Annotated in this window: 22 protein-coding genes; 8 read left to right on the forward strand and 14 right to left on the reverse strand. The window is 68.1% G+C overall.

Annotated features, from left to right (window positions below; genetic code table 11):
- Positions 1–169 precede the first annotated feature (169 nt).
- The 3 genes from HVO_RS12350 to HVO_RS12360 all read right to left on the reverse strand — a co-directional run bounded on the left by HVO_RS12350 (position 170) and on the right by HVO_RS12360 (position 2,626).
- Positions 170–931: an alpha/beta hydrolase gene (locus HVO_RS12350; protein ID WP_004041483.1), complete on the reverse strand. Its 762-nt coding sequence runs from the start codon at positions 929–931 to the stop codon at positions 170–172.
- A 126-nt stretch (positions 932–1,057) separates the two neighbouring features.
- Complete coding sequence (locus HVO_RS12355; protein ID WP_004041484.1) at positions 1,058–1,753, reverse strand: nucleotide exchange factor GrpE; 696 nt, start codon at positions 1,751–1,753, stop codon at positions 1,058–1,060.
- Between the two features lie 126 nt (positions 1,754–1,879).
- On the reverse strand, positions 1,880–2,626 hold the full coding sequence (locus tag HVO_RS12360; RefSeq protein ID WP_004041485.1) for a proteasome assembly chaperone family protein: 747 nt from the start codon (positions 2,624–2,626) through the stop codon (positions 1,880–1,882).
- 173 nt (positions 2,627–2,799) lie between these two features.
- Between HVO_RS12360 and HVO_RS12365 the strand changes: the two genes are divergently transcribed.
- Complete coding sequence (locus HVO_RS12365; RefSeq protein ID WP_004041486.1) at positions 2,800–3,741, forward strand: RsmB/NOP family class I SAM-dependent RNA methyltransferase; 942 nt, start codon at positions 2,800–2,802, stop codon at positions 3,739–3,741.
- Entirely contained in the window at positions 3,738–4,274 is a 537-nt protein-coding gene (locus HVO_RS12370) for a DUF7122 family protein (protein WP_004041487.1), read from the forward strand. Before HVO_RS12365 ends, HVO_RS12370 begins: the two co-directional genes overlap by 4 nt.
- Positions 4,275–4,307: 33 nt before the next feature.
- On the opposite strand, the gene HVO_RS12375 is transcribed toward HVO_RS12370, so the two are convergent.
- Complete coding sequence (locus HVO_RS12375; RefSeq protein WP_004041488.1) at positions 4,308–5,810, reverse strand: DUF790 family protein; 1,503 nt, start codon at positions 5,808–5,810, stop codon at positions 4,308–4,310.
- 126 nt (positions 5,811–5,936) lie between these two features.
- On the opposite strand from HVO_RS12375, the gene HVO_RS12380 reads away from it, so the two are divergent.
- Positions 5,937–6,329 (forward strand): hypothetical protein, encoded by a 393-nt coding sequence (locus HVO_RS12380; RefSeq protein WP_004041489.1) that lies wholly within the window; start codon positions 5,937–5,939, stop codon positions 6,327–6,329.
- A gap of 14 nt (positions 6,330–6,343) precedes the next feature.
- Here HVO_RS12380 and HVO_RS12385 read toward each other — a convergent pair whose 3' ends face one another.
- On the reverse strand, positions 6,344–7,723 hold the full coding sequence (locus tag HVO_RS12385; protein WP_004041490.1) for a DEAD/DEAH box helicase family protein: 1,380 nt from the start codon (positions 7,721–7,723) through the stop codon (positions 6,344–6,346).
- Between the two features lie 150 nt (positions 7,724–7,873).
- On the opposite strand from HVO_RS12385, the gene HVO_RS20960 reads away from it, so the two are divergent.
- The gene (locus HVO_RS20960; protein WP_004041491.1) at positions 7,874–8,023 is read left to right on the forward strand and encodes a hypothetical protein; all 150 of its coding nucleotides are present in this window, start codon (positions 7,874–7,876) and stop codon (positions 8,021–8,023) included.
- 1 nt (position 8,024) lies between these two features.
- On the opposite strand, the gene HVO_RS12390 is transcribed toward HVO_RS20960, so the two are convergent.
- The 4 genes from HVO_RS12390 to HVO_RS12405 are packed head-to-tail and all read right to left on the reverse strand — an operon-like array spanning position 8,025 to position 11,233.
- On the reverse strand, positions 8,025–8,474 hold the full coding sequence (locus HVO_RS12390; RefSeq protein ID WP_013035495.1) for a hypothetical protein: 450 nt from the start codon (positions 8,472–8,474) through the stop codon (positions 8,025–8,027).
- 34 nt (positions 8,475–8,508) lie between these two features.
- Positions 8,509–9,333, reverse strand: a complete 825-nt coding sequence (locus HVO_RS12395; RefSeq protein WP_004041493.1) for an ABC transporter ATP-binding protein — start codon at positions 9,331–9,333, stop codon at positions 8,509–8,511.
- Positions 9,321–10,190 carry an ABC transporter permease gene (locus HVO_RS12400; protein WP_004041494.1) on the reverse strand — a complete coding sequence of 290 codons (870 nt, stop codon included), beginning with the start codon at positions 10,188–10,190 and terminating at the stop codon, positions 9,321–9,323. The genes HVO_RS12395 and HVO_RS12400 overlap by 13 nt, the downstream gene beginning before the upstream one ends.
- On the reverse strand, positions 10,187–11,233 hold the full coding sequence (locus tag HVO_RS12405) for an ABC transporter substrate-binding protein (RefSeq protein ID WP_013035588.1): 1,047 nt from the start codon (positions 11,231–11,233) through the stop codon (positions 10,187–10,189). Before HVO_RS12405 ends, HVO_RS12400 begins: the two co-directional genes overlap by 4 nt.
- 255 nt (positions 11,234–11,488) lie before the next feature.
- On the opposite strand from HVO_RS12405, the gene HVO_RS12410 reads away from it, so the two are divergent.
- Together HVO_RS12410 and HVO_RS12415 are read left to right on the forward strand one after the other, a co-directional pair.
- The gene (locus HVO_RS12410; RefSeq protein WP_004041496.1) at positions 11,489–12,610 is read left to right on the forward strand and encodes a pyridoxal phosphate-dependent aminotransferase; all 1,122 of its coding nucleotides are present in this window, start codon (positions 11,489–11,491) and stop codon (positions 12,608–12,610) included.
- 130 nt (positions 12,611–12,740) lie between these two features.
- Complete coding sequence (locus HVO_RS12415) at positions 12,741–14,303, forward strand: Na+/H+ antiporter NhaC family protein (RefSeq protein WP_004041497.1); 1,563 nt, start codon at positions 12,741–12,743, stop codon at positions 14,301–14,303.
- A 20-nt stretch (positions 14,304–14,323) separates the two neighbouring features.
- On the opposite strand, the gene HVO_RS12420 is transcribed toward HVO_RS12415, so the two are convergent.
- Positions 14,324–14,743 carry a DUF5367 family protein gene (locus HVO_RS12420; protein WP_013035489.1) on the reverse strand — a complete coding sequence of 140 codons (420 nt, stop codon included), beginning with the start codon at positions 14,741–14,743 and terminating at the stop codon, positions 14,324–14,326.
- A gap of 81 nt (positions 14,744–14,824) precedes the next feature.
- Here HVO_RS12420 and HVO_RS12425 point away from each other — a divergent pair, with 81 nt between their 5' ends.
- Positions 14,825–15,070 (forward strand): hypothetical protein, encoded by a 246-nt coding sequence (locus HVO_RS12425; RefSeq protein ID WP_004041499.1) that lies wholly within the window; start codon positions 14,825–14,827, stop codon positions 15,068–15,070.
- Positions 15,071–15,294: 224 nt separating this feature from the next.
- On the opposite strand, the gene HVO_RS12430 is transcribed toward HVO_RS12425, so the two are convergent.
- The 3 genes from HVO_RS12430 to HVO_RS12440 all read right to left on the reverse strand — a co-directional run bounded on the left by HVO_RS12430 (position 15,295) and on the right by HVO_RS12440 (position 18,399).
- Positions 15,295–16,470, reverse strand: coding sequence for a redox-regulated ATPase YchF (locus HVO_RS12430; protein WP_004041500.1), 1,176 nt, complete (start codon positions 16,468–16,470; stop codon positions 15,295–15,297).
- An 82-nt stretch (positions 16,471–16,552) separates the two neighbouring features.
- The gene (locus HVO_RS12435) at positions 16,553–17,425 is read right to left on the reverse strand and encodes a DUF4349 domain-containing protein (protein WP_004041501.1); all 873 of its coding nucleotides are present in this window, start codon (positions 17,423–17,425) and stop codon (positions 16,553–16,555) included.
- 122 nt (positions 17,426–17,547) lie between these two features.
- Positions 17,548–18,399, reverse strand: a complete 852-nt coding sequence (locus HVO_RS12440; protein ID WP_004041502.1) for a polymer-forming cytoskeletal protein — start codon at positions 18,397–18,399, stop codon at positions 17,548–17,550.
- 120 nt (positions 18,400–18,519) lie between these two features.
- On the opposite strand from HVO_RS12440, the gene HVO_RS12445 reads away from it, so the two are divergent.
- Positions 18,520–18,723: a DUF5800 family protein gene (locus tag HVO_RS12445; RefSeq protein WP_004041503.1), complete on the forward strand. Its 204-nt coding sequence runs from the start codon at positions 18,520–18,522 to the stop codon at positions 18,721–18,723.
- Between the two features lie 121 nt (positions 18,724–18,844).
- Here the strand turns inward: HVO_RS12445 and HVO_RS12450 are convergent, their stop codons facing one another.
- On the reverse strand, positions 18,845–19,303 hold the full coding sequence (locus tag HVO_RS12450) for a DUF3179 domain-containing (seleno)protein (protein ID WP_004041504.1): 459 nt from the start codon (positions 19,301–19,303) through the stop codon (positions 18,845–18,847).
- Positions 19,304–19,336: the final 33 nt, after the last annotated feature.

A 19,336-nucleotide genomic window follows, 5' to 3' on the forward strand; every position in this document is an offset into this window, starting at 1 on the left:
ACACGGCGTGCACCGAGGTCGACGCCGTCTTTCGATTTTCTATTCTCGCGTCGAAAAGAGGTCGGTCGATTTATGTAGAACCGCCGACCGCGTCGCGGCGACGCTCCGAGAGTGGTCGCCCGGCGGCGACCCGGCACCCGGCCGACCGACCGTGCGACCTCGTTGCTCGTCAGTCCGTCGGCTGCGGGCGTTCGGTTCCGTCGGCCGAGTCGGTCGCGTCAGCGCCGTTCGCCCGGAGCGACGACGCGTCGACGCCGTCGAGGGCGTCGAGCACCGTGGAAAGCGTCCGCTCGCGGCCCTCACTGGCGAAGAACTCGTGACCGCCGTCGTACGGGACGAGGTTCGATGCCGGCGTCCGGTCGCCGATTGCGCGAACGTCCACGACCCGGTCCGAAAGCGAGACAAACACCACGTCGTCGGGGCGGAACGGCGGCAGCGACGCCTGCGCGCCGCGAATCATGCGGAGAAAGGCGGGCGAGGCGTTAGCCGGGGCGTCGGCCAGTTCGGCGGCGAGTTTCAGTTCGCCGAGGTCCACGCGGGAGATGCCGGACGGGACGATAGGTTTGGTCGTCGGCAGCCGACTGACGAGGGGAAACAGGAGGGCGGCGAGCCCCGAAATCGCCGTCCCCCACCACGGGCTCAGAAAGACGTTCCGAACCGCGAGGTCGAGGTGGGCGGCGACGAGGCCGCCGGTGCTGTGGCTGAGCACGAGGTCGATGTCGCGGTCGACCGCGTACGCCCGCACCGGACTCACGTACTGGCGCTCGAACTCCCAGCCGTTCGTCGGCAGTTCGACGGCGTGGACGTGGTAGCCCTCGTAGGTGAGGCGGTCGAGGAGCCACTCGACGCTCCGGTGACCCGGCTCGTTGCCCCACCCGAGGACGAAAAGCAGGTCGTCGTCGCCGGGGTCGCCGTGTTGGGTGACGCGCACGGTCGGCCGCCGCCGACGGGAACGAAGTCGCATGGCGTAGTGATAGCGAGGTGAGAACAAAAGTCCTCGCCGGGTCGGGGAGGCGAGACCGCTCCCGGCGACGGCGAGCGCCCGGTCGGCGGCGCGCTATTCGCCCTTGCTGACCGTGATCTGCGCGGCGCGGATGACCTTGTCGGCCATCTCGTAGCCGGGCTGGAACACGTCGGCGACGGTGTCCGCCGGCTGGTCGCTGTCGACGCGCATCATCACTTCGTGGCGGTTCGGGTCAACGTCGGTCCCCGGTTCGGGGTCGATGATTTCGACGTTCTCGTCTTCGAGGATGCGGTCGAACTCCTTGAGCGTCGATTCGAGGCCGCCGCGGATGTCGGCGTCCTCGTCCTGGTCGAGCGCGCGAACGAGGTTGTCGCGGACGGTGACGACGCGCTCGACGAAGTCCTCGGTGGCGCGGTCTTTGATTTGGGACTGCCGCTTCTTCGCGCGCTTCTTGTAGTTCTGGAAGTCGGCCTGCGTCCGCTTGAGACGCGACTGGAGTTCCTCGGCCGTCGCCTCCGCCTCGTCGCGCTCGGCTTCGAGGTCGTCGACGCGGGCTTCGAGCGCCGCGACCTCGGCCGCGAGGTCGTCGTCGTACTCGGCGACGCGGTCGGCGACGGTCGGCCCGTCGCCCGTCGCGCCGGATTCCTCGGCCGCCGACTCGGCGCTCGACGCCTCGCCGTCGGCGTCCGTCGCCGCGTCTTCGGCCGTCTGCGCCGCTGCGTCGGATGCCGCGTCAGTCTCGGCGTCTGCGTTCGCGTCCGTGACCGACTCGGCAGGGTCGTCGCTCATGGGCGGGAGAAGTGTCCGACGCGGCTTAAACGTGTAGACTGCGGGTCGGCCGAAACGCTTCTCAGGGCGGAACCGTCGCGCGGGCCGAGACTCCCCGCGACCGACGGCCAGCGCCGCCCACTCCGCTTACTGGTACATCCCGAGCGGTCGGGCCTGCGTGCTCTCCTCGTCGGACTGCTGCATCCGCCGGGCCAACTGCTCTTTGGCCTGTCGTATCTCGGTGGCGCTGTTCACGAGGTCGTCCACGGGCACCTCGATACCGACGAGCGGTTCGATGCCGTGTTTGATGACGACGCGGGCCGCCTCGGGGTCGGGGAACTGCGGGTCCGACTCGACGACCAACGCGAGCGCCGGCCGGCCGACCGAGACGGCGTTGCTCAGGAGCGCGCCCGTCGGCCCCGAGACGAGGCCGGTCTCCGTCGGACGGTCGATACCGGCGGCTTCGAGCCGCGACGCCGCGCCGTCGGTGCCGACGCCGTAGAGCGCGGGCACGTCCTCGGACTTCTCGCGGGCGATGCCCGAGAGGAACACGGGGAGCACGTCGAGTTCCTCGAACCACGGGCCGAGGCAGGTGGCGAGTTCGGTCGCCGCCTCGGGCCGGATGGGGATGTCGCTCTGGAGGACGAGCAGGTCCCGCTCCGCGTCGGCGTAGAGCCTGACCGGCGGGTGCAACGCCGGGTCGTCCTCCATGTAGACCGCGACCTTCGGGACGCCCTCGCAGAACACGTCGGCGTAGTGGGTCATGTCGAACTCCGAGACCAGGTGGTCGGCCGCGATTTTGCCGACCAACCCCACGCCCGGCAGCCCTTCGACCAGCGTCGGCGACTCCAGTTCGTCGGTGAGTTCCTCCGCGAGGACGCGAATGCGAGCCATACGTGAACATGGTCGCCGGGGCGAGGTAAATCCGACGGGCGACTGTGCGGTCATCGCCTGCCGGCCTCGCCCCGGCGCGACTGCTTCGGCCGGTGGCGTCTCCCGGCGACGGCGCCTGCGACCCCGCCGGTGACTCCGAAACCGACAAGCGCGCCCGCGCTGAATCGAGTGTCATGAACCCGCTCCAGCGGTACGCGCCGCTCGTGGACGACGAGGAGGCCTTTTTCGCGGCCTGCGAGCGGCCGCTTCCCTCCGTCGTCCGCGTCAACACCATCAAGACGACGGTGGCGCGCGCCCGCGAGGCGCTCGACGACGAGGGCGTCGCCTACGAACCGACCGACTGGCACCCCGGCATCCTGGAACTCGAAGACAGCAGTCCGGGGACGAACTGGCCGTACTTCCACGGCTGGCTCCACGGCCAAGAGGAGGTGTCGGCGCTCCCGGCTATCGCCCTCGACCCGCAACCGGGCGAGCGCGTCTGGGACACCTGCGCCGCGCCGGGGTCGAAGACGACCCAGATAGCCGCCATGATGGACGACGAGGGCGTCCTCGTCGGCAACGACAACAACCTCGGTCGGCTGTCGGCGCTCCGCCACAACGCCGAGCGCCTCGGCGTGACGAACCTCGTCGTGTCGAATCAGGACGCCCGCAACTTCTCGATGAAGCCCTACGGGGAGCGAACCCCCGAGAGGGACGCGTCGTTCGAGCAGTTCGACCGCGTCCTCGTCGACGCGCCGTGTTCCTGCGAGGGAACCTGTCGGAAGAACCCCGACGTGCTCGACGAGTGGACGATGAACCACGTCAAGAGCGTCGCCGGCATCCAGAAGGGCATCCTCCGGCGGGCCGTGCAGGTGACGAAAGCCGGCGGTACCGTCGTCTACTCCACCTGCACCTTCGCGCCCGATGAGAACGAGGCCATCCTCGACTTCGTCCTCGAACGTGAGGACTGCGAGGTCGTCGAGTGGGACGTGCCCGGCGGCTTCGAGACCGCACCCGGCATCACCGAGTGGGAGGGCGACGAGTACGACCCGTCGGTGACCAAGGCTCGCCGCGTCTACCCGCACCACAACGACACGGGCGGCTTCTTCACCGCCAAACTGGAGGTGACCGCATGAGCGACGACACCGCCCCCGACGAGAACTGGGGCCAGCAGTTCGACCGCCTGCCGCCGACGGCCGACGACCGCGTCGTCGAGGGGCGGCCCTCCCGCGAGGAGGTCGTCGACTGGTGGGACGAGCGGTTCGGCGTCGACCCCGCAGTCTTCGACGGCTACACGTTCTGGGAGAAGGGCGCGGGCAAGATTTGGGCGTTCCACGGCGAGGTCGTCGACCCCATCGAAGTCGAGGGACTCGGGATGCGCATCCTGCGGACCCGCCAGCGCCACTGGAAGCCCTCGACCAACGCGGTCCAGCGCTTCTGCGGCGACGCGACGAAGAACGTCATCGAACTGAGTCCGAGCGAGGCGCAGGCGTTCGTCGACGGCCACGACCAACAGCTCGACCGGTGGGAGGGCGACTGGGGCTACCTCACCGCCGCCCACGAAATCGCCGGCGAACTCGAACCTCTCGGCGTCGGCCTCTACCTCCACGGGGAGCTCCGCTCGACCGTCCCCAAGGGCCGGCAGGAAGACCTCGTCAAACCGGAATAGCCGGCAGCGACCGGGTCGCGGTGCTGCGCCCCGCTACTTCTCTCTGACCGTCCCGCCGGTCAGTCCCTCCCACTCGACCCGGTAGCCGAGCCGCGAGAGGACCGCGCTCGCGTCGTCGAGGCCGCGGTCGTCGAGGGCGGACTCGGCCGCCGACAGCGACAGCCCCGCCTCGATTTCGCCGGCGAGCGCGTCGAGAACGGCCGGCCTCACCAGCGTCCGCCCGACGAGTTCGTGTTCCGGGAAGGCCACGTCGTCGAGCGCGTCGACCGAGACGCCGCGGGCGGCCGCGAGGTCCGACAGCGTCACCACGTCATCGTCGGGCGCGAGTTCGGCGGGGAGCGACGAGGCCGCATCGGCGACGAGGTCGGACTCGTAGTCGCGCAGCACGTCAACCACGTCCTTCACGCGCACGGAGCCTGCGTAGGGGACGGCGCGGTGGTCGCGGGCGGCGATGTCCTCGCCGACCCCAAGCGACTCGTCCACGGCGACGACGAGTTCCACGTCCTCCACGTCGGCGAGTTGGCCCAGTTTCTTTTCGACGTACTCGGGCGTCCAAAAGCCCATAATCTCGAAGAAGACGCGGAAGTCGGCGTGCGCGTAGTCGAACGCGAAGTCGGGAATCATCACGCTCGTCCCCGTTTCGAGGGGTTCCGGCTCCCGGACGAGCGACCAGTCGAGGTCGAGGCCGCGGAAGCGGGCGGCGAAGTCGGCCTCCACGCCGCTGTCGAAGCCGGGTTCGGCCATCGGTTCGACGCCGGGGACCGACACGTCGTCGCTCGTGAGCGTCATCTCGCGCTCGGTCCCGCGGTCGTCGATAGTCGCCGCGAGCCGCCAGTCGCCGGCGGTGGCGACCGACCGGAGCAGGCGGGCGAAGGCGGTTCCGTAGCGTCTGGTTCGCTGAAACAGCGCGTCGGGGCCGGTGACGACGACCTCGCGGCCGGCGTCGGTCTTCCGAATCTCGTACATCAGGCGGAGGCGCTTGACCGCCGAGACGACGGCCTTCGGGTCGGAGCTTCGGACCCGGACCTCGGTCGCGTCGAACAGGGCGGTCTGGGCGAGCGAGAGGTTGTACTGCGCGAGCAGTTCGTCCGGCGTCCACCGCGGGTCGAACTCGGAGAGCACCTGTTCGACCTCGCGGTCGGCCGTGAGCGACTCGTCGACCCCCGCCGGCGACGACCCGAGCGAGGACGCCGCGCGGTCGAGCGCCGCGGCCCGTTCCTCCTCGGTCGCCACGCCGCCGACGCTCATCGCGGCCTCGAACGCGGCGCGTCGGGCGCGGACCGGCGGCAGGGGAGCCGCCGTCTCGAACACCGCCTCGCGGTCGAGCAGCGACGCGAACCCGCGGGCGAGTTTGAAGTCGTCGGCCTCGGCTTCGAGGTCGGCGAGGGCGTCGTCGAGGGCGGCCCGCGCGTCGCCGACGTGTCGCCGGAAGACGCCGATGGCCTTCGCGGCCAGCGGGCGGTCGCCCCGGTCAGCGAACTGCGGGTGGTAGCCGCCGCCCGCCCGCGACACCCGAAGCAGGTCCTTCGTCAGCACGCTCGCAACGAGGGGGTCGCGGGACAAAAGCGACTCGGGCGGCGGGGAGACGCGCGCGACGGTGAGTGAGACGCGACCGACGACGCGGACGGCAAGGTTCATTGCGTCCGCGGCGGACGCCACCGTATGGAGCGACGACGCCTCCTCGGACTGGTCGCGGTCGGCCTGTCGTCGGGTTGTCTGGGGTCGCTACCGGGCGCGACGGGGCCGCGAAACCCACCGGCGGCGCCGGCGGGCAACCCCCGGGACACGCCCGAGATCTCCCCGGTCCGCATCGAAGATATCGACTACGAGGCGACCGACGACGGCCGTCTCCGGGTCTTCGGGTCGGTTCTCAACGACGGCGGGGCCGAGCGACTCACCACGGTCGAAGTCCGGGTCAGCGTCGGCGGCGAACGCACGACGCAGTCGCGGGAACTCACCGTGCCGGCCGGCGGGACCGCCGACTTCGAAATCGAGTTCGACGTCGAATACGACGCCTTCTCCGACGACGGCGACCTGAACGTCTCGCTAGTCTGAGAGGGGTTTCCGCGTCACCGACGCCGGGCCGCCACCCGTTCTTCCGCCGTCTCGACGCTCACGAGTTCGTAGAGCGTCGCGGTCGAGCCGTCGGTCTTCGGCCGGAGGATACGGCCGAGTCGCTGGGTGAACTCGCGTTCCGACCCCGACCCCGAAAGCAGGATGCCGACGTTGGCGTCGGGCACGTCCACGCCCTCGTCGAGCACGTTGGCCGCGACGACGGTGTCGTAGGTCCCGTCGCGGAAGCGGTCGAGGATTTCGCGGCGCTCTTTCGTCCCGGTCTCGTTGGTTATCGGCGGGACGAGGAAGCGCCGCGAGATGCGGTAGACGAGGTCGGTCGAGGCGGTGAAGACGATGACGCGGTCCTCGCGGTGTCGCGCGAGCAGTCGCGCCAGCTTGTCCACTTTCGCCTCGGAGTTCATCATCACGTCGCGGGCGCGCTGCTTGGCGAGCAGTGCCTCCCGCGCCCGCGGGTCGTTGCCCGACCGCATCACGAGCTTCTGGTAGTCGCTTCCCGACTGCATCGACAGCCCCGAGGTGCGCAGGTAGTTCACGAACGTCTCCTGGGCCTGGTCGTACGTCTCGCGCTCGTCGGCCGTCAGTTCGACCTCGATGCGACGGACCTCGTAATCAGCGAGGTGGTCGCCCGCCAAATCGTCCACGTCGAGGCGGTACACCCGCGGGCCGACGAGTTCCTCGACGCGCTCGTGCGCGCCGTCCGGTCGCTCGAACGTCGCCGTCAGGCCGAGGCGGGCGGGCGCGGCGAGGAACCGCGGGATGTCCCGGTATCCCTCGCCGCCGAGGTGGTGCACCTCGTCGAAGACGACGAGGCCGAAGTCGCCCCCCACGTCGTCGGCGCGGAGGTACGCCGAGTCGTACGTCGAGACCGTGATGGCCTCCTGCGTCTGTTCGCCGCCGCCGAAGCGCCCGACCGGCACGTCGAACTCGGTTTCGAGTTCGCGTATCCACTGGTCCTGTAAATCGATGGTCGGCACGACGACGAGCGTCGGGACCGAGCGGGCGACCATCGCCGCGACCGCCAGCACCGTCTTACCCGCGCCGGTCGGGAGTTCCACGACGCCCGCTGCGTCTGCATCGAGCCACGCGTCGAGGGCGGCGCGCTGGTAGTCGCGGAGGTCGTAAGTCGTCGAAAGCGAGAGCGGGGAGTCGAGGGCGGCCGCGACCCGGTCGTCGGAGTCGACGCCGGCCGCGTCGAGCGCGTCCCGAACCGCGGCGTACCGAATCGCAGGGGCGCGATAGCCGCCGCTTCGGGGGTCGGCTTCGACGCTCGGTACGTCGGCGAGGGCGGCCCGAACGTCGGAGTCGTCGCCCGCAGCGCTGTCGCCGTCAGTGCCGATGTGGACGGTTCCGTCCTCGAATCGGAGGGTCGTCACTACCGGCGCGTTGGCGGGGCGCGGTGATAAATCGACGGTCCCGCGGTGGACACGCGGGCCGAGCCGGGCGGGAGTGTCTCGGGGTTCCGGCCCGCCGCCCGCCGCCCGCGGGCCGAAGATTCAAATCCGATGACGGGGCTACGGACGTGTATGAGCGACGACCTCGACGACGCGGTCGCACAGTTCCTCAGCGACTACAACAGCGCGATGAAGGAGTACGAGAAGGGCTACGTCGACGCCGACGCGACGCTGTCGGTCATCGACGCGCACATCGACGAATTGCGAGCGGCGCGGGAGTAGTTCAGTACCACAGCGAATCATCGCTACACCCGGTCCCTTTGAGTTTAATCTCCGCGTCCGTGGAGATGACGATGTACATGCTGGGTGTTGGTGAGTCGTACCCGGAGCAGTCGGGCAGGTACGTGAACTCTCGGTCGCCGATATTGTGGCTCAGGGCTTCGATGCGGGCGATGTACGGCCGAGCGGGAGCAACCGCCGGAAAGTTCAGTCTCGGAACGTCCCCGTCCTCGGGTTGCGCCTCGATGTCGATATACTCCATCCACGCGAGTCCTTCGCCCCACTCGTCGGCACCGCGGCGAACGAGTTGCACGGTCACGGAGTGCGGTTGGTCGTGGAAGTTCATCACCGAGAGCGACAGCTTCGGCCTGTGTTCCTGATACACCGCGTTTCCGACGAGGCCGATGCCACCGAGTCCGGCAACTGCGCCAGCGACCATCTGTCGTCTAGACATCATAAACTGGGCTACCGAACCGGGGGCGAAAAACTTACTCCCCGATGAGCCCGCGAATCCGCTCGACGTATGCCGCGAACTCGCTTTCGGTCCGCTCGCGCGGGCGGTCGATATCGACCGAGACGATTTCGCGGACGCGACCGGGGTTGGCGGCCATGACGACCACGCGGTCTGCGAGCGTGACCGCCTCCTCCACGTCGTGGGTGACGAACAGCACCGTCTTGTCCGTCTCCGCCCAGATGTCGAGCAGTTCGCCGTGGAGCATGTCGCGGGTCTGCGCGTCGACCGCGCCGAACGGCTCGTCCATGAGGAACAGTTCGGGGTCGACCGCGAGCGCTCGGGCGATGCCGACGCGCTGTTTCATCCCGCCGGACAGCTCTTTGGGATAGGCGTCGGCGAAGCCGTCGAGGCCGACGAGTTCGAGCATCTCCGTCACGCGCTCCGAGCGCGCCGGCTCCTCGACGCCCTGTTCTTCGAGCCCGAAGGCGACGTTCTCGCTGACGGTCCGCCACGGGAACAGCCCGTACTCTTGGAACACCATCCCGCGGTCGGTTCCGGGGCCGGTGACGGGCGAGCCGTCGAGGGTGACCGCGCCCGAGGTGGCGTCTTCGAGACCGGCGATGATGCGGAACAGCGTCGTCTTGCCGCACCCCGAGGGGCCGACGATACAGACGAACTCGCCGTCCTCGACGGCGAACTCCACGTCCGACAGCGCCTCGACCGTCCGCCGGTCGGACGCGTAGGTCTTGCCGAGCGAGTCGACGCTGACCGTCGCGGCCTCGTCGGAGTCGGCCGCGGTTGCGCTCGTGTCCCCGGCCGCCCCCGCATCCGCGTTCGCGTCGTCGCTCATGCTCTCCACTCCAGCACCCGCCGTTCGACCCGGCGGAACAGGCCGTCGCTCACGAGGAAGACGATGCTGATAACGAGCATGTAGGCGACCGACACGTCCATCGCGAGGTTCTGCGCCGTGTTGAGAATCTCGTAGCCGACGCCGACGCCGACGATGAGTTCGGCCGCGACGACGATCATCCAGCACTGGCCGATGCTCGTCCGGATGCCGGTCATGATGGAGGGGCTGGCCGCCGGGATGACGACCTTCCGAATCATCGTCCAGTCGTCGTCGACGCCGAGGGTCGCCGCGACCTCCTTGAGGTCCTCGGAGACGCCCTCGACGCCGCCGTAGGCGCTGTAAAAGTTAATCCAGAAGGAGCCGATGGCCACGATGAACGTCGCGCCTTGGTGGTTGACGCCGAGCCAGATGACTGCGAACCCAATCCACGCCAGCGGCGGAATCGGCCGGAGCAGGCGCGTGACCGGCGTGAAGACGCTGTCGACGCGGGTGTTCCAGCCCATGGCGATGCCCGCGAAGACGCCGAGCGAGGTCCCGATGAGCAGGCCCGGCACGTAGTGGTAGAGACTCTGGACTAATTTGACGAGGAGCCGCGTCGCCGGGAGTTCCGCACCGGTGAAGGGAATCGAAAGCGACGCCGGCGCGGTGAGTTCGACGACGAACGCCGCGAGCACCTCGACGGGCGAGGGGAGGAGATACGTCGGCTGGAACAGCGCGGCGACGTGCCAGACGGCGAGAAAGCCCGCGAAGCCGGCGACCGCGAGCCCCGCCCGTTCCGAGGAGAACCCCGCGAGCCGGTCGAGCAGTCGCTCGTCCGCCTCGGTCTCCGAGAGGGCGACGCCGCTGCCGACTTCGTCGTTGCTCATAGCGAGTCGTAGATACCGTAGTCGAACATCTCGTCGACGGTCAACTGCGCCTCCGTCTTCCCGAGCGTCTGGGCGTAGTCGGCGAATATTTCAGCGCCGCCCTCGATGTCGTGGGGGTCTGTGATGAAGTCCGAGGCGGGCGAATCGAGCGCCGCGCGGGCGGTCTCGACCGGGAGCGCGCTCTCCCCGATGACCGTGCTCGCGTGCTGGGCGGCCGTGTCGGGGTTGTCGGCGACGAAGTTCGTCGCCTGCTGGTGGAGTTCGACGAACTCCGTGGCGAGGTCGCGGTTGTCCTGCCGGAGGCGGTCGTGCATGAGCGTGACCGCCGCGGGCTGGCCGGGCATGAAGTCGCCCGCCCACGCGATGGGCTGGAACGGCGCGTCGTTGGCGTCGATGACCGTCGGCACGGGCTCCATGATGCTCGTGCCGTCGACGTTGTTCGAGAGGAGCGCCTGCTGGACCGCGGCCGCGCCGCCGAGGCCCTTGATGTTCACGTCCTCCTCGGGGTCGAGCCCGAGCGTGTTCTGAATCCAGTAGCGGAGCAGGATGTCCGGGACCGACCCCGGCGGGAACGTGCCGAACGTGAACTTACGACCCTTCTCCGCCTCGAACTCCGCGAAGGCGTCCGAGCCGTGTTCCTCCCACAGCGCGGCGAACTCGTCGGTGGCGAGAATCTGCATCGCGTTTTTGATGTTCGCCGCGGTTATCTTCGCGGGGATGCCCTTGTCCATGACAATCATCGCCGGGACGATACCGAACATCATCACGTCGAAGTCGCCCGTCGCCGACGCCTGGACGATGCTCGGGCCGTCGGAGAACTTCTTGCCCGAGACCGGGACCGAAAGCTGGTCGAACAGTCCCTCTTCTTCCATCACGAAGTACTGCATATCCGGGTAGATGGGCATGTAGGCGACGTTGAGTTCGTCCAGCCCGCTTCCGCCGGACCCGCCGAGACAACCCGCGAGGCCGGCGGTCGCTGCGAGGCCGGACCCTTGCAGGAATCGTCTACGGCTAATCGACGTCGAACGTGGTGCCTCTGTCATGCCCTCGTTACGAATCAGCGCCTTATTCGGGGCGCGTACCCGGTAACGATAGACGCGGTAGATGACGCATTGAAACCGAGTTATTCCCGTTCTACGACCGTATTCGAGGTTTGAACGGTCGGTTTCGCTGAACTGTTGACTCCGAGATAGCGGCATGAATGGCCGCCAAACACCGCCAGTCACGTCACCGAGCCGATTGGTCGACCGCGGCCGTGCGTGGGAAGAACTATCCCGAACGGCGACACCGGATAGGATATGACGCACTTCTCCGACCGGGTGGAGCGAATCTCCATCAGCGGCATTCGCAAGGTGTTCGAGGCGGCTGGCGAAGACGCTATCAACCTCGGGCTGGGTCAGCCCGACTTCCCGGCCCCGGACCACGCCCGGCAGGCGGCCGTCGAGGCCATCGAAGCCGGCGAGGCCGACGGCTACACCGGGAACAAGGGCCTCCCGAGCCTGCGCGAGGCCATCGCCGAGAAGCACCGCCGCGACCAGGGCGTCGACCTCGACCCCGACGACGTCATCGCAACGGCGGGCGGGAGCGAGGCGCTCCACATCGCCATCGAGGCGCACGTGAACGAGGGCGACGAGGTCATCATCCCCGACCCCGGCTTCGTCTCCTACGACGCGCTCACGAAACTCGCCGGCGGCGAACCGGTGCCGGTCCCGCTCCGCGACGACCTGACGCTCGACCCCGCGGCGGTCGAAGACGCCATCACCGAGGACACCGCGGCGTTCGTCGTCAACAGCCCCGGCAATCCGACGGGCGCGGTGTCGCCGCCCGACGACATCGCGGAGTTCGCCCGCATCGCCGACGAACACGACGTGCTCTGTATCTCCGACGAGGTGTACGAGTACACCGTCTTCGAGGGCGAACACCGCTCGCCCATCGAGTTCGCCGAGACGGACAACGTCGTCGTCGTCAACTCGGCCTCGAAGCTGTTTTCGATGACCGGCTGGCGACTCGGCTGGGTGTACGGCTCCACCCGCCGGGTCGAACGGATGCTCCGCGTCCACCAGTACGTGCAGGCGTGCGCCTCCGCGCCGGCGCAGTTCGCGGCCGAGGCCGCGCTCAGCGGCCCGCAGGACCGCATCGAGGAGATGACCGAAACGTTCCGCGAGCGCCGCGACCTCGTCGTCGAGGGACTGGAGGACATCGGCCTCACCGTCCCGTCGCCGGGCGGCGCGTTCTACGTCATGCCCGAGGTGCCCGAGGGCTTCGTCGACGAGTGCATCGACCGCGGCGTGATTATCGTGCCGGGCGAGGCGTTCGGTGAACACGGCCACGGCTACGCCCGACTTTCGTACGCGACCGACACCGAGTCGCTCCGCGAGGCCATCGAGATAATGGGCGAGGCGTACGACGCGGTCGTCTGAGCCCGCAACACGCCCGCAGTCGGTCGATTCGTCGACCGAACTACGACAACTCACGGCATCCGATGCGTCTTATTCTCAGGTCTCGAAGTGAAAACCCTTAAATTCGGGAGCCGGTGAGGAAACATTTGTCATGCCCGCAGAGACGCATGGAGTCATCAGCCTGCTGCCGGCGCTCTTCGCAATCGTGCTGACGCTGGCCAGTCGGCAGGTGCTCCTCTCACTGTTCACCGGCATCTGGATCGGTGCGACCATCCTGGTGGGATGGAACCCAATCGGCGGGGCGGCGTACTCCCTCCAGTTGGTCATCAACAACGTGACCGAGTCGTTCAACAGCAAACTCCTCCTGTTTACCTTCCTTTCGGGCGCGATGCTCGGGATGATATTCCTCTCGGGCGGGATGAACGCGCTCGCACAGCGCATCATCGCCCGCATCAAGACCCGTAAACAGGCCGCGCTGGGGACGAGCGTCCTCGGGATGCTCATCTTCGTCGACTCCTACGCGAGCACGATGATTACGGGCTCGGTGATGCGGCCCATCACCGACAAGTTCGACATCAGCCGCGAGAAGCTCGCGTACCTGCTCGACTCGACCACCTCGCCCGTGGTGAGCGTCGCCGTCGTCTCGACGTGGGTCGGCTTCGAGGTCGGTCTCATCCGCGAGCAGTTCGCCTCGCTCGGCATCGACCAGAGCGCCTTCGTGGTGTTCCTCCAGAGCATCCCGTTCCGCTTTTACAGCCTGCTCGCGGTCGCCCTCGTGTTCATCCTCGTCGTGATGGACTGGGACTTCGGGCCGATGCAACGCGCCGAGCGCCGCGCGAAAGAGGAGGGGAAGGTCCTCGGCGACGACGCCGACCCCCTCATCGAGACGCGCGAGGAGGACATCGTCACGCCCGACTACGTCGATTCGCGCTGGTGGTACTTCGCCGCACCCATCGTCACGCTCGTCGCCGTTACCGGCTTCGGCCTGCTGTACTCCGGCGGCTGGCCCGGGCAGGTACCCGTCGAGGCGCTGAAGGACGCGGCCACCGCCGACGCCATCCTCTGGGGCGTCTTCTCGGCGTGCGCGCTGCTGCTCGCCATCCTCGTCGGCCACGCCCGCGTCGAACTCGAAGCCGTCAGCGACGCCATCTTCGAGGGCTTCAAGATGGTCATGTTCCCCGTGGCCGTCCTCTCGCTGGCGTGGACCATCGGGAGCGTCAGCGAGGCGCTCGGCGTGGGTCCGTTCGTCGTCAGCGTCGCCCAGGGCGTCATCACGCCCGAACTCCTGCCCGCGGTCGTCTTCCTCGCCGCGGCCATCATCTCGTTCTCCATCGGCACGTCGTGGGGGACGATGGGAATCATGTTCCCCGTCGCGGTGCCGCTTGCCTACCAGCTCGGCGCGCCGCTCCCCGGTGCCATCGGCGCGATTCTCACCGGCTCGCTGTTCGGTGACCACTGTTCGCCCATCAGCGACACGACGGTCCTCTCGTCGATGTTCGCCGGCGCGGACCACGTCGACCACGTGAACACGCAGATTCCGTACGCCGTCCTCTGCGGAGCCGTCGCGACGGGGCTGTTCCTCGCGAGCGGCTACGGCGTGGGCTCGCTGGCGCTCCTCGGCATCGGCGTCGTCGCGCTGTTCGCGCTCGCGTACTACCTCTCGCAACACGCCGACGTGAGCGTCCCGAACGTGTTCGGGTCGTCGTCCGACTAACCCCGACGGACCGCGATTTTTCATCGACTGACGAACCCCGCGACCAGCACCGTCGCGTACGCCAAGAGCAACAGCCCCCCGAAGAGCCCCGCGGCTTCGAGGCCCATGTTCGGGTAGACGACCGAGAACAGCGCCGTCGAGACCGCGTCGACGAGCATGCCCGGGACGACGAGCAGCACCGCGGCCTCCCGCCGCGCGCCACTGGACAGCCCGCGCCACCGGAAGATTCCGACCGCGAGCGCCCACATCGCGGGGACCGTCAGCGCGAACACCGCGGCCGTGACCAGCGGCCGGGAGGGCACCAACACGAGTTGGCCGACGACGCGAAAGACGAGACCGGCGACGAGGGCAATCGCCAGCCCGACGCCGAGAAGCACCCGCGTCTCCGACAGCGGGAGCCGACGAGCGCCGGCCTCGGAGACTTGTGGACTGATTGTCACGCCTCTCGTACGCGGGCAACGCGTATCAGCGTTCGTGCCGGCCACAGGATATTATGTCACCCCGGTATAACGATTGGTCGAATGTCAGTTCTCTCGACCGCCGACGAAGGAAAGTTCCTCATGGACGAGGAGGCCGAACAGATCGGAATCGTGACCGAAGTCGACACGGACGCCCAAATCGCGTACGTCGAACCCGACCCCGACATCGCCGAGGCAGTCCTGCAGGGCCTCGGCTTCGGTGACGCCGACGGCGACGACATCGAGGTGCCGGCCGAGTCGGTCGAAACGGTCACCGACTCGGAGCTTCGCGTCGCCAAGGATCTCTGAGCCCCACCTGCGACGAATCGCTGTTTTCCGCCGCAAATCACGACGCGTGAGCCGCACGACAGTCGACCTTGCGGCGCGATTCCGCTTTCTGTGTTCGTCCTCTCTCGGAGAATGTGAGATGACTAATTCTGTATAGCGAATTTTGGTTTACGTGTGGCGTGGCGGACGGATTCCTGACCAATCGAAAGCAACGGGAACGCGCGGAAAAGACGAACTGCTGACAGCTACTTCGCCGTCGAGACGATTTTGATGACGTCGCCCTCTTCGAGTTCGTGGTCCTCGGCGATGCGGCGTTTCGCTCGCGCGTCGACCGCGTGGAGGTAGCCGTCACCGATGTCCGAGTGGACCGCGTACGCGAGGTCCCGCGGCGTCGACCCCCGCGGGAGGAGGAAGGCGTCGGGGAGGACGTTGCCCGTACCGTCGGTCCATTTCGACTCGTTTTGGACCGGGTAGACCGTGATGCGGTCGAGCACGTCGTAAACGGCGGTGTTGATGGCTTCCTGCGTGCCGGTGCCGCCGTGTTCGCCCATCAGGTCGCGGATGCGTTCGAGGCCCTGCTCCTGTGCGCCGCTCACGTCGCCGACGAGTTCGAAGTCGTCGTCGCCGGGGTGGTAGTCGATGATGCCCGCCTCGCGGGCCCGCCGGAGCGCGAGTTCGCCGTCCGCGGTCGCGGCGATGACGGGCTTTCCGGTCTCGGCGAGTCGGTCGAGGTTCTCCGGCGGCGCGATGTCAACCTTGTTGGCGACGAGGACGATTGGCTTGGTCCGCTGGCGAATCGCGCGGGCGAGTTCGACGCGGTCCGCGTCGTCCCAGTCTCGTGGGTTCGGCGAGTAGTCGAGCTGTCGCAGGACCGCGGCGATGTCGTACTCGTTCGCGCCGACGCCCGTCAGGAGGTCCGAAAGCGCGTCGTCCATGTCGAAGTCGGGCGACCGCGACTTGCGAACCACGGACTCCCAGTTCTTGTGGACGATGCCCGCGAGCCACTGTTCGAGTTCCTCCTCGATGAAGTCGACCTCCTCGACGGGGTCGAAACTCCCCACCTCGACGGGCTCGCCCTCGGCGTTCGTCCCCCCGGAGGCGTCGACGACGTTGACGATGGCGTCGGCGTTCGTCAGCTCGTCGAGGAACTGGTTGCCGAGGCCGCGACCCTCGTGCGCGCCGGGGACGAGCCCCGCCACGTCCACGAGTTCGACGGCGACGTAGCGGATGCCGTCCTCGCAGTTGCCGCAGCGCTCGTCGCGGTCGAGACAGGGACAGCGGGTGCGAGCGTGCGTGACGCCGCGGTTCGCGTCGATAGTCGTGAAGGGGTAGTTCGCCACGTCGACCTCGGCGAGCGTCGAGGCCGTGTAGAACGTCGATTTGCCGGCGTTCGGCTTGCCGGCTAACGCGAGAGAGAGCATGGGTCGACGATGGTCGCGGACGCGGAAAAACGCTCGCGTGTGCGGAAGCGCGAGCGACGACGGAGCGGCGGGCGAAACGAGGTCAGTCCGTCAGTCGCCTGAACGCGGCGCGGCCGGCGAGCACCACCCCGCTCCCGAGAATCGCGAGGAGGCCGCCGAAGACGACGAGGTACGGGACGGCGTAGGCGACGGCGACGACGAGCGCCCGGAGGGCGACGAACGCGCCGTTGACCGACTCGGAGAACGCCTGTAAGACCGGCGTGTCGTACCACTGCGCCGGGCCGGGCGGTCGTTCGGACAGCGAGACCCGGACGGTCGAGAGGGCGACGCGGTCTTCGAGCGACTGCTTCTGGGCTTCGAGTCGCTCGATTTCGGTCTGGACGTCCGTCAGGCGCTCTTCGACCGCGAGCACGTCCTCGGTCGTATTGGCCGACTCGTAGAGGTCGCGCAGGCGGTCGCGCTGGGCGCGAAGATTGCTCAGTCGCGCTTCGATGTCGACCAGTTGGTCGGTCACGTCTTCGGAGTTCGTCTCGACGCGCTCGACCTCACCGAGGGCCTTCATATCGGTCATGAACGCCGAGAAGTCCTCGGAGGGGACGCGCACGACGAGTTGGCCCGAGCGGTAGGTGCCGCCGCTCCGGCGGTTGACGTACTCATTGGAGTCGCTGACGTAGCCGCCGTAGGATTCGGCGGTCGATTCGACCGCGTCGCGCGACTCGTTGAACTCGTCGACGGTCAGTTCTATCTGCCCGTTCCTGATGACTGCCCGCCGCTGGGCCTGCGGGAGGTCGTCGCCGCCCGTCTGTTCGGCCTCGGCGGAACCGGACGCGTCGGCGGTGAGCGAGACGCTCTCCGCACCGCCGGCGCTACCGGCACCGCCGTCCGCCGCGCCGCCGGTGCACCCGGCGAGGACGACGAGGAGGGCGACCGAGAGAAGTTTCAGTCGGTTGTCCATAGACGACACTCTCGACGCGGAGGATTAATCGTTGGGTAAGCACAAACGGCGACTGTTGCTATCGCGGCGCGCGGGTGGTCGCGGCCGGTCAGTCAGCCCCGGTGTCGGACCCTCGGCGTCGGTTACTCGGCTTCGCGAGGGAGGTTGTCGCGGTGGATGCGCATTTCGCCGCGGGCGCGCATCGTGCCGTCGACGTGCGCGCCGGCTTCGAGCACGAGGTCGTTGCAGGACACGTCGCCGAGGACGCGCGCGTCCTCGTGGATGCGAACCTCGCCGTTTCGGGTGGTCACGTCGCCGTGGATGCGCGTCCCGCTCCCGACGACGATATCGTCGCGGGCGCGGAGGCTCCCGAAGACGTTGTTGTCCTCTGCGAGGTCGATGGACTTCGCGCGGATGTTGCCGTGAATCCGGCAGTCCGAACCGACGTGCGCGGGCGTCGAAACGCGCCACGCGTCGTCGGAGACGGTGGCGTTCCGTGGAATCACGAGCGGGTCGTGCGGCGACTCGCCCGCGAGGGTCTCTGCGAGTTCGTCGGCCGCCTCGTCCTCACCGAGTCGGAGGAGTTGCGAGAGGACGATAAAGTAGAACACGAGCGTCGGAATCGGGTTGCGGATGACGATCCAGCCGTTGGCCTCGAACCCCTCTTCGATATCGACGTCGTCCCCGATATCGAGGTCGCCAGAGACCATCAGGCGGCCGGCGATGTGGACGCGCTCACCGAGGTAGGCGTCGTTGCCGACGAGGACGTTGCCGGCCACGTCGTCGAGCATGTCGAGTCGGCAGTCGGCCTCGGCCTCGATGTCGCCGCCGAAGGTGACGCGCTCGCCCGCGAGGACGTTCCGCCCGCGGACGCCGAACTCGACGGTGCTCTGCCCGCCGACGACGACGTCGCCGTCGGTGACGAGGTCGTGTTCCTCGACCGTCGTCCCGTCGGGGATTTCGAGCGCATCGAGCGGGTCCGTACCCAGTGACACGCTCCGAACCAACACCCGTGCCGTAATAAACCGTCCGCAAGACAACCGTCAGACACGACGGGGCAGTCGGTTTCCCGGTGACGACGTGTATTTAACTACTCGCGGGAAACAACGAGAGGTATGACGATTCTCTCTTTCGACGACGACGGCGTAGACGTGGTCTACGAGGGAACGGAGTTCCGCCTCGAAAAGGCCCTCATCGAGGAGGCAATCGGGAAGTCCTACCCCGACGTGACCGACCACGAGGTGCTGAAAATCGTCGAGAAGCAACCCGCGCTCTCCGGCGAACCCCGGCGCGTCCGCGACATCCTGAACTCGTCGTAATCGCCGCCCGAAACAACGACCGAATCCCTCGTTTTCCCCGCGTATCGCCCTCGAAGAACGCGCGCTCGCCGCGCGACCGACTCCCTCAGACTCTTCAGAACCCGCAGCCCCGGCCGCCCGGTCAGGCCCCGTGTATCTCCGTCTCCGGGTTGAAGTCGGCCCACGCGAACCAGAACATCGGCGAGCGGTCGTTCGCGCGCGTCAGGACCGCGCCCTCGTGGGGGCCGTCGAGCGCGCGGCCGGTGAGGAGGTCCCACCGCGAGCCGGCGGCGACGAGCGCCGACCCGTCGAACCCGGTCCAGTCGTCTGCGAAGACGGGGGCGGTGATAGCCGGAATGGCGTCTATCGGCGCGCCTCGACGCAGTTCGTCTTCGGGGACCGGAAGCTCGAACGGTCCCGAGTAGTCGCCCGCGGCGGCGTCGGTCGAGTCGGCGGGGGCGGCGGACTCGGCGGACTCGGGCGCGTCGTCGGCTCTCGCGGCATCGTCGTCCGCGACGGGTGGCTCGCTCCCGAGACAGCCGGCGATGGCAGCGCCGACGCCGAGCGCGAGGAAGCGACGGCGGTTCGTGGTCGAAGCCATGCCGGATATTCGGCCGAGCCACGTATGAGCGAT

This window comes from Haloferax volcanii DS2, from assembly GCF_000025685.1.
GTDB classification, from domain to species: Archaea; Halobacteriota; Halobacteria; order Halobacteriales; family Haloferacaceae; genus Haloferax; species Haloferax volcanii.